The 15,144-nt window shown below is 37.6% G+C and carries 13 protein-coding genes; all 13 read right to left on the bottom strand.

Annotation, left to right across the window (positions count from 1 at the left end):
- Positions 1-11: 11 nt before the first annotated feature.
- The 13 genes from V192_RS0111610 to V192_RS0111560 all read right to left on the bottom strand — a co-directional run bounded on the left by V192_RS0111610 (position 12) and on the right by V192_RS0111560 (position 15,020).
- Positions 12-473, bottom strand: a complete 462-nt coding sequence (locus V192_RS0111610; protein WP_029948240.1) for an ASCH domain-containing protein — start codon at positions 471-473, stop codon at positions 12-14.
- Positions 474-490: 17 nt separating this feature from the next.
- Entirely contained in the window at positions 491-1,435 is a 945-nt protein-coding gene (locus V192_RS0111605; RefSeq protein ID WP_025871905.1) for a 3'-5' exoribonuclease YhaM family protein, read from the bottom strand.
- A 2-nt stretch (positions 1,436-1,437) separates the two neighbouring features.
- A complete protein-coding gene (locus V192_RS0111600) occupies positions 1,438-4,134 on the bottom strand; it encodes an ATP-binding protein (RefSeq protein WP_025871902.1) in 2,697 nt (898 codons plus the stop codon).
- Complete coding sequence (locus V192_RS22260) at positions 4,131-4,790, bottom strand: hypothetical protein (RefSeq protein WP_239644663.1); 660 nt, start codon at positions 4,788-4,790, stop codon at positions 4,131-4,133. Before V192_RS22260 ends, V192_RS0111600 begins: the two co-directional genes overlap by 4 nt.
- The gene (locus tag V192_RS22255) at positions 4,754-5,362 is read right to left on the bottom strand and encodes a metallophosphoesterase family protein (protein WP_239644662.1); all 609 of its coding nucleotides are present in this window, start codon (positions 5,360-5,362) and stop codon (positions 4,754-4,756) included. The genes V192_RS22260 and V192_RS22255 overlap by 37 nt, the downstream gene beginning before the upstream one ends.
- 168 nt (positions 5,363-5,530) lie before the next feature.
- Positions 5,531-5,737: a metallophosphoesterase family protein gene (locus tag V192_RS22250; protein ID WP_239644661.1), complete on the bottom strand. Its 207-nt coding sequence runs from the start codon at positions 5,735-5,737 to the stop codon at positions 5,531-5,533.
- A gap of 44 nt (positions 5,738-5,781) precedes the next feature.
- Positions 5,782-6,660: a metallophosphoesterase gene (locus V192_RS20070; RefSeq protein WP_239644660.1), complete on the bottom strand. Its 879-nt coding sequence runs from the start codon at positions 6,658-6,660 to the stop codon at positions 5,782-5,784.
- A 94-nt stretch (positions 6,661-6,754) separates the two neighbouring features.
- On the bottom strand, positions 6,755-7,522 hold the full coding sequence (locus tag V192_RS20065) for a phosphatidylserine decarboxylase (RefSeq protein ID WP_239644659.1): 768 nt from the start codon (positions 7,520-7,522) through the stop codon (positions 6,755-6,757).
- 21 nt (positions 7,523-7,543) lie between these two features.
- Complete coding sequence (locus V192_RS0111580; RefSeq protein ID WP_025871900.1) at positions 7,544-8,149, bottom strand: CDP-alcohol phosphatidyltransferase family protein; 606 nt, start codon at positions 8,147-8,149, stop codon at positions 7,544-7,546.
- A gap of 412 nt (positions 8,150-8,561) precedes the next feature.
- The gene (locus V192_RS0111575; RefSeq protein WP_128080819.1) at positions 8,562-11,033 is read right to left on the bottom strand and encodes a lectin-like domain-containing protein; all 2,472 of its coding nucleotides are present in this window, start codon (positions 11,031-11,033) and stop codon (positions 8,562-8,564) included.
- 192 nt (positions 11,034-11,225) lie between these two features.
- The gene (locus V192_RS0111570) at positions 11,226-11,804 is read right to left on the bottom strand and encodes a WxL domain-containing protein (protein ID WP_025871895.1); all 579 of its coding nucleotides are present in this window, start codon (positions 11,802-11,804) and stop codon (positions 11,226-11,228) included.
- Complete coding sequence (locus tag V192_RS0111565; protein WP_025871893.1) at positions 11,801-13,885, bottom strand: hypothetical protein; 2,085 nt, start codon at positions 13,883-13,885, stop codon at positions 11,801-11,803. The genes V192_RS0111570 and V192_RS0111565 overlap by 4 nt, the downstream gene beginning before the upstream one ends.
- Before the next feature lie 64 nt (positions 13,886-13,949).
- Positions 13,950-15,020 (bottom strand): DUF916 domain-containing protein, encoded by a 1,071-nt coding sequence (locus V192_RS0111560; protein ID WP_025871891.1) that lies wholly within the window; start codon positions 15,018-15,020, stop codon positions 13,950-13,952.
- Between the last annotated feature and the right edge of the window lie 124 nt (positions 15,021-15,144).

The following is a 15,144-nucleotide window of genomic DNA, read 5'->3' as shown; positions in this document are numbered from 1 at the left end:
TTTTTGTTGTCTTATTTTTGAAAAACTAATTCAAACAGTTCATAGACGATCAACAATTCTTCTGAAAAAGTCAGTTGGTGCTCTCTCAGCTCCTGTTCAAAAAAAGGTTGGTGGACACGGCGCCAATATTCTAAGGTTCGATCCCCTTCTCCTTCAAGATAGCCATGCACTTCTGATACTTGAGCATAAGGCAATATATCGACCACTTTTGTACAGATGATCGCTTGCGCTTGATTCCTGCCATCTAAAAGCACGCTGTACTGACCAACTTCTGGCATCGCTTCTTCTTCTAACCCAAGTTCATATAAAAGATGTAGCGACGAGGTTCCCGTTTTTTCTCCCTTAAGAACATGCGCTAATAACTCATCTGCCATCTCTGGTGAATTACCAAAGGCCCAGGCTTCATAATGATCATGTAAGATTCCATGTGTCTCTTTAAATTGCGTCCACAACGCAATCGCCGATTGATTCATCCAGTTCATCTACTCCTTTAAACATCTTTTGGTACGTAGAAACTACGATTATCTAGGCCAAAGATTCGGTCGGTATATTGTCCTGGCTCCGTTTGACGCACTGAACCTAGCATCATTTGAATCGAAGCATCAATATTGTCGATTTGATGTAATACTTCCGCTTCCATGATCCGCGGACGAACTGGAGAGCCATATTCTAATAAGCCATGGTGCGCTAAAACCATATGACGTAACACGATCACATCTTCATCATTCTCATCGATTTTAAGCGCAATACATGCTTTTGTGATTTCTTCATCAACAAGCACCAAATGACCAATTAAATTGCCGGCTAAGGTATATTCCGTAGTCATCGCACCAGAAAGTTCTTTCACTTTACCTAAATCATGTAAAATAATGCCCGAATAAAGCAGTGCGGCATTTAGTTCATTGTATTCTTTACAAATCGCTTTACCTAGACGTAGCATAGAAACTGTGTGATAGGCTAACCCATTTGCAAAGGCATGGTGGTTTCTTTTCGCTGCCGGATAATCAAAAAATTCTTTCTGATATTGCGTTAACAAGTAGCGAACGATTCGTTGCCAGTGAGCATTAGTAATCTCAAAAACAGTTTGATTGATCTCTTCAACCATCTCTTCTCGTTTTAGCGGTGCCCGCTCCATATATAATGCCGGCTCACTAGGTTCATCTGGACGTGCAACTCGCATATGAATAATCTTGACTTGAGGGTTGCCTTGATAGACTTCTCTTTTTCCATTTAAAAGAATGACACTACCTGCAGTGAAGCGACTGATTTCTTCTTCTGAAGCATCCCAATATTTGCCGTCGATCGTCCCAGAGGTATCTTGAAAAGTAAAAGCAATAAATTTTTTACCGTTTTTGGCTGTACGGACATCAGCATTTTTGATCAACAGAAATAATTCAAATAGTTCATCTACAGTTAACTCACGGATTTTTTTCATACTTATGCTCCTTCTAATTCTATAATCGGTTGTTTTAACTCTTTATAATAGCTTACCATTTCTTTGTCTGAAGAAAAACAAATGACTTGCTGATGCTCAGAAAAAACGGCAAATAATTGTGCTAGCTGTTGTTTTCGTTGACTATCATAATGCAACCAACCATCATCGATCATGATCGGACACAGACCGCGCTGTTCTTGTAAATAAAGAAAGGCAAAACGAACCGCCATGGTCACTTGATCTTTTGTCCCAGTAGATAGCTCATGGAGCATAAAACGTTGTTGGTCTTCACGAATAACGATCAATTGTCCCTCATCTAACTGAACCTCTCTATAGGCATTTTGTGTTAACAGTTTGAAATAATCGGTTGTTTTTTTCAATAAATTAGGCAGTTGCTTTTCTGATAACTCTGTTAGAAGATCCATCAATAATTGACCTGCTAATTGATGAGCAGACCAATCTAAGGCAAGCTCTTCAATCTCTGTTTTTAGTTCTGCTTGCTCCTGATATAACTCATCTAGCGTACCATCTGACAACATTTGCTGCCGTTGATAAAGAATTTTTTGCTCTTTTTCCTGTAATTGTTGAATACTCATTTCAAGTTCTTTGAGCTTTTGTGTCATTTCCAACTGCTTTTCAGGCAATTGCTGTGGATCGATCGATTCAGGATACAAACCTACCAACATTTTTTGTAATTCTTGTTGTCTTCTATGATTGGCAGTCGTTTCTTGATACTTTTGGACCTTGTCTGGAATATCATTGATCGAAGCAATCTGGAAACGTTGCAATAACGGTCTACTTTGATCGAGCACCTGCTGCTGTTTTTCTTTGACTTCCCTGATCGTTTGACGTGTATAAGCATCGGCTTGATATTCTTGGGCAAAACGAACTTTCTCCATTTTGTCAGCAAAACTACTGATCACACGCATTCTTTCAGCTAAAGGAGCACCTGCAATCGGTAATCGTGCTGTGTAGCGCTCCGTCTGTTCTGCTAATTTTGCGACCCGTCTTTGGTCCTCTTCTAGTTGCTGTTCAAGCTCCTGATTGGTATTGATCAAAATCAAATAGCGTGTAATATCTGCACGGTAAGTCAGCCAAAACTCTACTTGATCCATTCGACCCAAATGATTTTCTTTAACTTTTTGAGCAATAAAACGATCCATTTCTTTTTCTTCTTCACGGATTTTTTTAATTTCAGCTTTTAGTTTTAGCAATTGATCATTCAGATAGTCTAATTGTGACAGCTTTTCCTGCCATTGTCGTTTTTCATTTTCATAGGTATCTTTCGGTTGGTAAAAAAGTGGGACTAATCCTGCTATCAAAGAGCCTGCACTTAAAGCAAGCGCCCCATAACGTAACGGGACTGGCAAAAAGAAACTCAAAGCTAAAAAAATTCCAGCAAATCCGCAAAAAAGAAGGTTGACCTCTTTTTTCGTTTGCCGATGATTTTTTCGAAACATTTCTTTATTGATGGTTTCAAAAGTACTTAAATTTTCTTCTCGCGTTGCAATTTCTTCTTCTAATAGCTCTAAGTCAGTCTGTGCTGCCTGCAGTTTAACTGATCGTGCAACGATTTCTTCTCTCATCTCATTGACCACTCGTTCTTCAAAAGATAGCTGTGGCGGTGTTTCCTTATTCCAGCTCCACTTTCTTTCTAAAGGAAACATTTCTTCTTGATTTTGCTGTAGAGATTGTGTCATCCATTTGATCTCAGAGAGTAATTTATCGATATCATATCGTTGATTGAGCAATTGCTGGATATGCGCTTCTTCTTTTAAGTAAAACTGATATTCATCCGTCTGTTCTTCTGTCTCACTTTGCACAGCAATCGTTTGATTTAAGCGCGTTAGTTCCTCACTTAAAAATCGATGCTGTTGATACATCGAAAGCAATTGTTCTTGCTCTTCACGCGTCAATACCGTGCTTGTTTTTAATTGTTCAATTGATTGTAATTCTTCATACAAAGGCAAATTCATTACTTGTTTTTCAAGCAATGCGAGTTGATTTTTGATTTCTTGAGCAGCTTGACGATCTGTCGTTAATAACTGCTCTGTCGTGCTTAATTCCTCAAGCAATTGTTGAAACGGACGCTCTTGTTGCTCTTTGTCATTGATACGCTGCTGTAAGCGTTGATAGGCATTCAGCTTTTGATTTAGTGGTGGCTGACTGCCTTTTCCCTTATAGAGCGTCTGTGCGGTCTTAAAATAGTCTTCACGATTCACTAATAGCTGCTGACTTCCTGACAGACCTAAAGATAGCAATGATGTTTGCAATGCCTCTTCACTTAATTTTTCTAACTGGCTGAGCTGCTCTTGTTGAAAAGTAAATACAGACTGAAATAATTCTTTGGTCAAAGGATAGATCATCTTTTCAAGCATGGCCTCATCACCCACCTGATCATTAAAATAGACTTTTGCTTGCCCTTTATTTTGTCCTTTAAATCGTTCAACTTGAACGTCTCCATATACTGGATGGGCAAACCACAAGCGCCCGCCATACGCAGCACCGTTTTTCGGCTGGTAATCTTTTTTCTTTTTCCCTTTAGCTGGAAATCCAAATAGCATCGCTTGAATAAACTGGTAAATCGTTGATTTTCCAGCTTCATTGGCGCCAAATACTAATTGATTTTTTGGCAAGAACTCAATTTTATGCTGTTGCCATTTGCCGAATCCAACCAGTTCTATCGCAATGAGTTTCATAACTGATCCTCCTGAATAACAAAGTCTTCTTTGATTTTTTGATCGGCTTGCTCCACACTGCGCTCACGCCACTCTTCATTTATGGACACGACTGAAGAAAACAAGGGGTTTTGCACTAATTCCTGTAACGTATTTGAAAATATATCTGATTGTAAATAGTTCTTCTCTAATTGACTTAATAGCTCTGGTGCAGCTGTGATCCTAACTTTTTTAGCAGGCTCTTCAGTAATTACTTCCACTCGGAATACAAATAATGATTGATTCGTTTGTTGTAACACTGCCTGTTGAAGATAATGAAGCAGCTCACCATTTTTATAGGACAAAGAAAATTCCTCCCCCAGCTGCTCTGTATCGGTCAAGTGAACTTCTTTTAACGTCACAGAACGTTGATCTACTTCAGTATTCAAAAGAAGATCGGAAAGCAAACGCAACGCTTCCTGCAAATTTCCAGCTTGACTCAAAGAATACTTTGTCACTTGCCAAACAACCTGCGCAACGGGTTCAAAACGAACGGTCCCATGTCCTGATTCTACTGAAACGATCGCAACACCTTGCACGCTGCGTTCTTTTTTCGTATGTCCCTGTGGGGTTCCTGGATACACGATCAACGGATCAGCACTCACGACTTGAGGCTGATGGATATGCCTAATGCCCAATAATCATAGCCCTTGGTTTTCATCTCACTAAATGAAAATGGCGCATAGTTCTGAGAACCACTGTTTGTAGTATCGCCATGATACATTCCAATATGGATATCTGCGCCCAAATCTTTTGTAGGAAAAGTCGAAAGTTTGTCCTCATTGATCCACGGATGTTCATAACTAAAGCCTGAGACGGCCACCTTTTCTTGATTCTTGGTCATAAAATAATGCGTCTCGACCTGTTCTTTTTGAAAAAGAAACATGTTTTTGGGAAAATCAAACCAATAACGCTCTGCTACATAATAATCATGATTACCAAATGACATGATCACAGGTATGCCCTCTTGATCCAGACGTTTCATCTCATCGATAAAGTAGGCTTGCGTTCGGATCGATGTGCGACTTTGATGAAAGGTATCTCCAGCTAAAATAACCGCGTCTACCTGATTTTTAATAGCTATATCGACAATCGCTGTAACTACTTGGTGGTTGGCTTGCTGTAGTTTTTCTGCAATTTGTTTAGGCGTATTTTTTAGGCCTTCAAAAGACCGATCCAGATGTAAATCTGCTGTATGTAATAGTTTCATATGGTCCCCCTGTTCGCCTGATTTCTTTTCTTTAATCATATCATTTTATTTTGAAGCGGTCAGTAAAAAGATACGAAAATTTGTTCGTTTTTCATTTTTTGCAAACGATAAAATAAAAGAGGCAGGAATTCGACTGTGTATGCCTCATTCCACCCTCTATCAAGTGACTTATTTTATGGTGATTTCGATTTGAACGATTTCACTTTGCGTACCAATTCTCATTGGTGGTCCCCATGTGCCGACACCAGAAGAGACAATGACTTGAGGGCTAGTCTCATTTTTACGATAATAACCATAGTCTACAGTAAAATAAGCTTTTGTCACTAAGCTAAACGGAAAAATCTGGCCTTGATGCGTATGTCCTGAAAGAATCAACTCATTCGCCTGTTCATACTCATCAATATTTGAAGGCTGATGATCTAAAATGATTTTCGGCAGTTGATTGCTACTTTCTTGAATTGCTCTTGAATACTTTTTCTGTTACCATCTTGTGCCCCTATTGGTCTGCTGTCTTTTCGACCGACAATCAACAGTTCTTCACCCACAACCGTCATCTCATCTTCAAGCAAGGTGATATCTGACGCTTCAACGAGTGCTTTCATTTTTTCAAAGGTTTCCCCTGCATCATGATTCCCCCAACACATATATGTTCCATAGGTAGATGAAAGCCGTTTGAATTGCTGCTCCATACCTTGTGGATCTTGCAAGGCTTTGTAGTTGCCGTCAAATAAATCACCAGAAATAAAAACCACATCTGGATTCATTTGATTGATTTTAGTCACGATTTTTGCGAGCTTCTTACCATCATTAACATAGCCTAAATGCAGATCACTGATCAATACAGCATTGATTTTTTTAGGTTGTCTATTAGCTGATTTCTCGATCGTTACTTGATAATTCATTGTCTTGATTTGTTGCGCTTGCCATGAACCATAGCAAAACAAAACAACGATCAATAATGATGCGCTTAGCCAAATGACTAGTTCTGTTTTAGCTTGAACTGTGGTGATCTTCTCTGTAATTTTCAAAATCAAGTCTGTCAAACCAAAAATAACCAGCGCTAAAAACCAAAATGATAACCAGTAGCTGCCTATTTTCCCGACAAACGCACCCACATTCGCATCAAACATTAACATCGTCAACATCGATGCAATCGCAAATAGGCCAATGATCAACCACAAAATCAGTGGATGTTTAAAACTGGAAAATTGTTCCAGTATAGAAAGAAATTTTCTACCAATATAAAAATTCCCTAACAGGAATAATAAACCAATAATCAAAAATGCTAGTTTATTCATGACATTCCTCCATTTTTTTGACCGACCACTTGACCGAATTTCACGATGGTTTCCAGATTAAGCTCAGTATTCTGCCAAATTTCAGGATCGATCATCACTTGATTTTTTGAAATAATAAAATCACAGTTGATCCTCCAAATTCAAACCAGCCTTTTTTCTCAAAGCGTTGACAATTTCCCGCGTGTTTTAAATTTTTGATTTTCCCTACCATTAAGGCCCCAACTTCGATTTGGGCTATTTTCCCAAAGTTGTTCGACTCAATAATCGTGAGCTCTCTCGCATTCCTCGAAAATACTGGCTCATTATGAATCGCAATTGGCTGAACCGTATGGAAAACGCCTGCTATCTGCCGATGTTCACTAATAGCCCCTTCATCAATATAATAATAATGATGATAATCGTCTGGTGTTAAACGAAAAATAACAGCACAGCCGCCTTGCCACTCTGCTGCAAGAGCTGTGCTATCTAATAGCTCTGAAAGATTATATTCTGAATGTTTTACTTTGAATACCTGCTTGTCATTAATGGGAAATACTGTTACCTTTCCATCGCAAGGTGCACTCAACAAGGGTGTCTCTTGAGGTGTCACTCGCGCTTCTCGTTTGATTTCCCGCATAAAAAAATGGTTGAATGACGTATAAGCCACTGATGGATAGTCTTTCATGTGAAGCTGATTTTTTTTGATAAACGAATTGATCATACTTTTTGACAGTGAACTATTCAAATAAATACCAACTATTTTCGTAAGCGGCGGCTGAATGATTCCTTTTAGCAGTAATCGTCCAAGCGGATTTTTATATAAAAAATTTAATACCCAACTATCATCTTCAGTGATAGCCTTCGTTTCAAAGCGTTTTTCCATCTATTTTCCCCTTTAATACGTTTAGCGAGCAAAAAAGGCAATCACAGCGCCGACAAATGCGCCAAAAGCTAGCTTTCTAGGATCGACCTTTTTGATTTTTACTTTTGAAATAAACAAGAACCCAATAATCAGTAACATCGCTGGATAAACCAATGTAATGGCGATATGCAGTCGTCCTGCAATAAAAAATAGCAATGGAATCAATGCGGCACTACTTGTTACCGGCAATCCTTCATAATATTCACGACAACCTTCTGTCTGTTCTTTTCTCTCCATCTCAGTCACATTATAGTGAGCTAAACGAATCAACGCGGCTAAAATATAAAATACAAATAATGGCAAATAAATCCCTTGTGTCAATCCTGATGCATATCCTAAAACCGTTGGAAAAACACCAAAACTAATCAAATCTGCTAATGAATCGATTTGAATACCATAGCACATCTCACTTTTCGTACGCTTTTTAAGGTTGGCTACAAATCCATCGAACATATCACAAATACCGGAAAGAACTAAACAAAAAATCGCTTCAACAACATGTTGCGTAAGAGCCAAATACATACCGACCATAGAAAAAATTGCATTTCCGTAAGTTAAAATAACTGTGTAATCATAAATACCAATCATACTTTTTGTGCCCCAATCCTTTTTTTCATTTAATATTACTATATCATTAAAACAACAACAGTTGGGCGCTTTTTTAAGATTTTTAATGATCTTTTGTGGAATTAGATCACTATTTTTATTTTTTGGTGGTCCCTTTGTGAATATTCTATTTATTGTCACGCTGTAGCTGTTATCACAGCGTAGAATTTGTTACAGGTACTCGTGGAAACCAAAAGGACAGGTGGTGGTTTTACACTCAAAACTTCAATAAAATAGCTACTTGATTCCTATGATTGACTGTTTCTATTATATATAGGATAAAAACGAAACAGACACTTAAGTAAGTAGACAATTGGTCTAGTTCCTAAGCATCTGTTTCGTTATTTAGTGTTGATTTTATTGTGTTTCTTTTGGTATCTATTCTGCAGAATGTCTAAAACGGTACATCCTCTAGTTCCCATACCACTGTTGTACTATACTCACCTAGTTTACTGGCAATTTGGTTTTTGAATACATTTAGCTCTAAACCGGTTTCTTTACTTTCCCAATCTTTACTGACATCATATTGATTTTCTTGTGCGCCATTTTTCTGTTCAAGAATAATCAATGACTCTTCAGAAAGTGGAACTGGAACCGTATCTTTGCTTTTCTTATAACGAATTGCATAAGGCAAACTATTTTTTCCATCGGTACTTGTTAATGGTGTTTCAATCGATGCCTTTAATCGCCAGGTTTTCTTCGTTTGCCGATTATCCCATACGATAAATGGCATGTCATACTTCACATCATCCGTATTGATAGTCTGCGTTACAGACGGTCTTTGAACACCAAAATCCACAGTATTGGGCGCTGATTCAATAAATAACATTCCTCTGAAGGTATATTTTCGGGAGACACCTTCCGGCACAATTAATAGATTTTTTTCATCCACCGGTGATAAGTCTTTTGCATAATTGAGTGCCTTCACAGCCTCAAGCTTCTCTAAAAGCTGCTGGTTCTTGGTTAAATCAATGCGCTCATCCACTAGTGCTTCAAATGAGAGATCATCAACAATCGGTTGATTATTTTCGTCTACAAAAGAAATTTTTACAGTAGCAAAACTTTGCGTAACCGTCACATTCAATGGTTTTTCTGCTTTTGCAGTGCCTTCACCATAAGATGCGATCACCTCAAAAATACCAGCTACTGCAGGTTTAGGAGGCTTCGCTAGTTGCCCTAATGAAAACGTCAATTGACTGCTATTTAATGCCGTTATAGCAGTGTCACTGTACTCCCATAGATTCAGCTCTCCTTGGTTTCGAATCATCGCCAACAAATCTACTTCAGTTTTAGGATAATCTTTTACAGCAACTTCAACATCTTTCCCAGAAATCACATACTTACTACTTTTAACGACTGACGAATCTTTAACAAAGAGTGGAATCGTTACGTCACGAGCATTACCAATTTTATCGGTAAGTGTTAGAACAAACTCACTCGGTCCCATAGAACTGACTGCTGTTTCAATATCTTGTCCAGGTTTTAATGTTATAGCAATTTGATCTTTAGGCGTTACATTATCTTCGTATTGATGGAGAAATGGACGATAATCCGTCGCTTCTGTAATTGCTTTTACATCATTCTTATCAATAAATGTCACTTTCCCTACTCCTACAGGTGCTTCACCATCATACGTGATGTCATATGACGCTTGTACGTCCGAGATAATATTCCTTGCCGTTGCCTTAGCTGTCAGTGCTAGCTTAGCATCCGTAGTTAAATTGATATCTTTTACCTTGAACTCAATATCGATTAGATTGTTAGTCATCGATAAGTTGTTTCCCAATGGGAATTCCAATACATTATTACTATACGTTGGTGTGACTGCTGTACCATTTACAAGAAATGTACCTTCTTGATAGGCTTGATTTTTGTCTAGTTCAAATGAAAAGACAGGGTCTAGAATCTCTTGTTTTCCACCATGATACTCACCTGTATAATGTACAGTAACTTCAGAGTTTTGTGTGGTACTCTGGATTTTTTGTCCCTCAGTATTCTTAAGCTCTACCTCTTCGCTATAATTCACTAAACCAGGAACAGATTTAAATGCAACAACTGCATCCTCCATCAAGGCACCTGTAGAACCGGTAAAGCCCCAATATACGCTATCCGTTGCAAATGTATCTTTCGTAATAGGGACTGTTACAGGAGCCAAATTTCCATACTGGTAGGTAAGTTGTCCAGTATCAGTGGCATCCCACGCTTTCCAATCTACTTTTAACAAACGCCATTGTCCATCCCCCATGTTAAATGTTGGATACTGTAGCCCTGAATGTCTAACAGCCGTAATCAAATTCGCTGGCGGTTGGTAGTAGTAATAACTTGAAGGCTTGTCTGGAAAAGTATAGGCAACATGCCCTCTATCGCCGTTACCGTCAATATGCTTATCATAACTATCGCCATTATAGTAGGTATCAAATTCAATCGCAAAGCTATTTTTTAGCTGACCACCGGTTACGTTACCTGCATTATTGACCTCTTGACCGTAAATGGATAATCCTTTTCCGACTAAACCTGAAAATTGAGTCAATTTACTGGGTTCGTTATGCATAACAAAAGCAACACCATCGGCAATACCATCAAGGTAAATATACATTTCTGAGTAAAAATCTTCAGCAAGGTTTATTTTGTTTTGTTCCGTTGAGAAGATACTACCGATTTGATTCTTCAATTTTTCTGTAATGACCACGTTATTCCCTTGTACATAGCTGTTTGCTCCCTTTGGCGTGATAAAGATTTCCTCAAGTGGTACACTTTGAGGCGCCTCAACAGTTACCAGTGCCTCTGCTTTTAAAGGAAGACTACAAACACTAATTGCAGCTGCAACAACAACAACCGATTTTAATTTCCTTATAATTCCTTTCATTCTTTATTTTCACCTCCTTTCATGTTCTTTAGGAGATCCGATTTTTATATCAATTACTTTACTACTTTTTGGATCTAGTAAAACCTTTTACGAAAGGCTCTGAAACAAATCCATCAAATATATCGCATATATCGTTTAGTTGTGGTTCTTTGTTTCATCACAATCACTGAAAATGCGATTATTTACACTACTTTAAAAGGGGACATCCTCTAGTTCCCATACCATTGTTGTACTATACTCACCTAGTTTGCTGGCAATTTGGTTTTTGAATACGTTTAGCTCTAAACCAGTTTCTTTATTTTCCCACCCTTTACTGACATCATATTCAGTTACCTGAGCCTCATGTTGCTGACTAAGTACAACCAATGACTCTTCTGAAAGCGGGACTGGAACTGTATCTTTGCTTTTCTTATAACGAATTGCATATGGTAAACTATTCTTTCCATCAGTACTTGTTAACGGTTTTTCAAGTGATGCCTTTAATCGCCATGTTTTCTTTGTTTGTCGATTATCCCATACCACAAACGGCATATCATACTTCACATCATCCGTATTGATAGTTTGCGTAACCGATGGTCTTTGAACGCCAAAATTAATCGTACTAGGTGTTGATTTAAACATCAGTACGCCTTTAAATGGATACGTATAACCAGCATTGCCCTTTTCAACCGGAACGGCTGTTTCACCCACAGGCTTTTTATCTACGTCTAATTCATAATGTTTATCTTCAATAGCCTGAATCGTATCCAAAATTGATTGTTCTTTAGTCAAGTCAATTGTTGTTCCGATTTTTTTGAGAGAATAATTGGTTCATGCAGCTTTGTGACACCTGTTTCATCAACAAATCTGATTTCAACATCTGCCATTCCTTCTTTAATAGGAAGCGTTAATGAGCCGATCTCTTCTTTTGGAATCGCATAGGCTCTATTATCAGCTAGCGCACCGACAAACCCAGTAATTTCCGGCTGTAAGGTTAAGGTTTGGCCCACCAAACCTTCATCATCAATGATTGTTGCATCAAAGGTTAATTTCAATTGATCATCCATCATGATACTATTTTCAAGCTTCACCTTGATCTTTCCATCTGCAACACTAAATGAACCCGCTACTGTTTCACCGCCAACTTTTGTTAACTTGATATTCTTGATACTCGTTTGATTAATAAGTTTTGTATTTAACGGTAACGTAAACTCAGGATTGGTATACGTACTGTATAATTGAGTCATTTTAAGGGAGTACTCGTAAGAGAAATCCCCGCCTGGATACAGATCCGTTACTTCTTTGGCTCCTTCTTTGACGATCGCCTTGCTCTCTATTTTCGGATCAGGTACCTTAAACTTGAAATGAACTGGAATGATTGTACTATCTTCACCTTTAGGCGTACCAGTCAGCTTAAGCTCTACATTATAATCTTTATCCGGCGTTAACTTTAACCCAAGTGTATGCGACATATTTGTACCGACAAGGTTCGAATTCGGATATTGTGTTAATTCTTCTTTTATCCAAGCGTCATCTTCACTAAATCTATAATAAAGAGTAGTCGTATCATCATCATTATAATTTCGCCAGTTCAGATTCACAAAAGCATTATTTTCATTTCCTACTGCTGGTTCATATTCCAATTGACTATTCTCAACCATAAGTCGAGGTGCTAAGGTCTTAACTTCTGGTGCAAAGCCCCAGGTGTGTCGTCTTGTTTCACCGACCTCTAATGTTTTAGGCGTCCATTTCATACTAATAATTGGCAAAGTCGTATCTGTTGCGCTAGAAATTGATGTTTTAGGAAGTTGTCCCCCTAATTCGTCTCCTGTAGAATCAATATTTGTAGGGTCAGTAAATCCTTTCATAAACATACTGAGATCTCGTTTAGAGGCGGCAGCTGTATTTGGTTCCGCCCATGCTGCCCAACTAGCCGCACCATCTTGATTGATATTGGGATAAATTTCCCCTCGAAAAGTATCGTTATGAGCAGTTGTATAAACTCCTTGATTGCCCCCTAAGTAAGACACACCAGCTCTCTTCAATGCAGTGTAGTTGTTATTAACATAAGAATTCTCAGCTGCAGCTAGATAGTAGTTAAAGCCTAACATAAAATCGGGAATCGGTTCTGTTCCCAGATTGGTTATATCATACATGACCCGAACCATACCCGAAGCTTCATTAGGTAAATAAGTCATTTTTATTTCTATAGGATACTGACCATGTATTTTAGCTTGATATATATACATGCTAGCAGAGTTCTTACTATTCCCAATCCACGACAAATCTTTTTTATACACTTTAAATGTATCATCCTTAATAATATTACCACCCGCTGGAGCCTCTGTTGAAATCTCCTCCAACGTATTTAAATCTCTATTTATCGCAGTTACCAATCCTAAAGAAACGCTATCTTTACTGTAAGCATTGTTGACATTATGATCTCTCCCAAGTTCTGCTCTATTATAAGAAGAAAGACCACTTGAAGTTGTAGACACAGGATAAAAGGCAATATAAGGAAGATCAATTCTTCTCATTGACAACATATTCAACAAAGTTATCGCACTCGCTCCTTTAGCTCTTCCTCCACCATACAGCGAGTTACTAATATAAGCCTCTCTTTTAGGATACTCACTTACAACAATCTTATTCGTATTATCGATTATAGATGAGGAAAGACCTCCACTAGTAAACTCTCTCGTTGCATCCACCCATCCATCTAACGTTGGGTCGTTGTACATATCACTTGCTTTAATAGGACCATAGACAGTGGTATTTTCGTCTGCATTAGCCGTCATAGTAAAAAAAAGCCCTATCAATAACGTAAAGACTAGGCTCGCTGATTTTATTAGTAGCTTTCTCGTGACATTCATCTAAAATCTCCTTTTGTAATATTTCTCAAATTAGCTTTTCCTTTTTAAATAATAATTCCTTTTTTTATTTCTTGCGCTTTCGTTTATTGTTTTTTACAGTTTTACGCTTTCGTTTATAAAAATAGCCTCCGACAACTCCTAGAGCAATCAATAAGCTAATTACTACAATAAATATCGTACTGATTTTACTTGAATCAGTATCGTCTGATTCAAGGCTATCATTGTGTTTATCGCTGTGATCTTTCACATTAATTTTTTTTGACCACGACCATGTTAGCCCAGATTTTTCTTTGAATTGAACATCCACTAGATAGACACCAGTGTCTAATTTTTTATCATATAATGGAAATTTCAATGGAATTCTTAAAAGCATGTTTGTATTTGGAGCCATTTTCATCTTACTTCTTTCAGTCTCAAATACCTTATTGTTCGTTCTTTTATCTTTTACCGTAATAACTGCTTCCAATTCTTCAATAAAAATCGCTTTGGTATTTGATACATCGATAAACAGATTATCTTCTGCATTTTCCAGCTTATAATATACTTCGTTTAATTCTAGTTTTGGAGTAACTTTCTCAACATTTGATTCACTCAACAGCATACCAATAATATAAGCAAATTCATTTTTAACCATTGTTTCTTCGCCTGAAGGCTCTTCTTTGATATTCACTGGTTGTAGTCTTATTCCACCAGCAATGTATCCTTCAAAGGCTTTCTTTGGAACATTAATGACTAAATCGATCACTTTACTACTTTTAGGCTCTAACAGTACTTCCTCCGGTGCTTTTACTATCGTTGGAAAATCATAGTCTAACGACTTATCATTTTTTAGTTGGTTAGAGCCGTACTCGATGATGCCATTACTATTGGTTTTAGTACTATTTAAATCCACGGCTATTTTCATTGCTTTATCTGACTTGTTGTTTAGCTTAAGTTGTACCGTTTGCTTCTCTCCTTTTTTCACAAGAAGATCATAATAACCAAGCTTTCTATTTTGCTGATTCTTCGGAAAGATAAGCTCATATGAAAAATATTCGATATTATTTTTTTGCTGTTCTTGCGAATAGCTAAAAATTGGAAAGATACACGCGATTAAAACAGTTATAACCCATCCAAACAATAATTTTTTTTTCATATATTACGCACAACTTTCTTTTAATAATCAATATATCTAAAACATGTTTTTATTTTTATCTGTTATCCATTTTAATGAACAACTTATAACAATAACTCTCTACGCAATCTATACCTATGCTCTA

Source organism: Enterococcus crotali (genome assembly GCF_000633635.1).
GTDB classification, from domain to species: Bacteria; Bacillota; Bacilli; order Lactobacillales; family Enterococcaceae; genus Enterococcus_L; species Enterococcus_L crotali.
The sequence above is the reverse complement of the archived record's forward strand: the minus strand, read 5'-3'. Positions and strand labels throughout refer to the sequence as shown.

Bases quoted from the DNA above. Each gene is read 5' to 3' on its own strand.
- V192_RS0111610 (WP_029948240.1), bottom strand. From the start codon at position 473: ATGAATCAATCGGCGATTGCGTTGTGGACGCAATTTAAAGAGACACAT.
- V192_RS0111605 (WP_025871905.1), bottom strand. From the start codon at position 1,435: ATGAAAAAAATCCGTGAGTTAACTGTAGATGAACTATTTGAATTATTT.
- V192_RS0111600 (WP_025871902.1), bottom strand. From the start codon at position 4,134: ATGAAACTCATTGCGATAGAACTGGTTGGATTCGGCAAATGGCAACAG.
- V192_RS22255 (WP_239644662.1), bottom strand. From the start codon at position 5,362: ATGAAACTATTACATACAGCAGATTTACATCTGGATCGGTCTTTTGAA.
- V192_RS20070 (WP_239644660.1), bottom strand. From the start codon at position 6,660: ATGAATAAACTAGCATTTTTGATTATTGGTTTATTATTCCTGTTAGGG.
- V192_RS20065 (WP_239644659.1), bottom strand. From the start codon at position 7,522: ATGGAAAAACGCTTTGAAACGAAGGCTATCACTGAAGATGATAGTTGG.
- V192_RS0111580 (WP_025871900.1), bottom strand. From the start codon at position 8,149: ATGATTGGTATTTATGATTACACAGTTATTTTAACTTACGGAAATGCA.
- V192_RS0111575 (WP_128080819.1), bottom strand. From the start codon at position 11,033: ATGAAAGGAATTATAAGGAAATTAAAATCGGTTGTTGTTGTTGCAGCT.
- V192_RS0111565 (WP_025871893.1), bottom strand. From the start codon at position 13,885: ATGAATGTCACGAGAAAGCTACTAATAAAATCAGCGAGCCTAGTCTTT.
- V192_RS0111560 (WP_025871891.1), bottom strand. From the start codon at position 15,020: ATGAAAAAAAAATTATTGTTTGGATGGGTTATAACTGTTTTAATCGCG.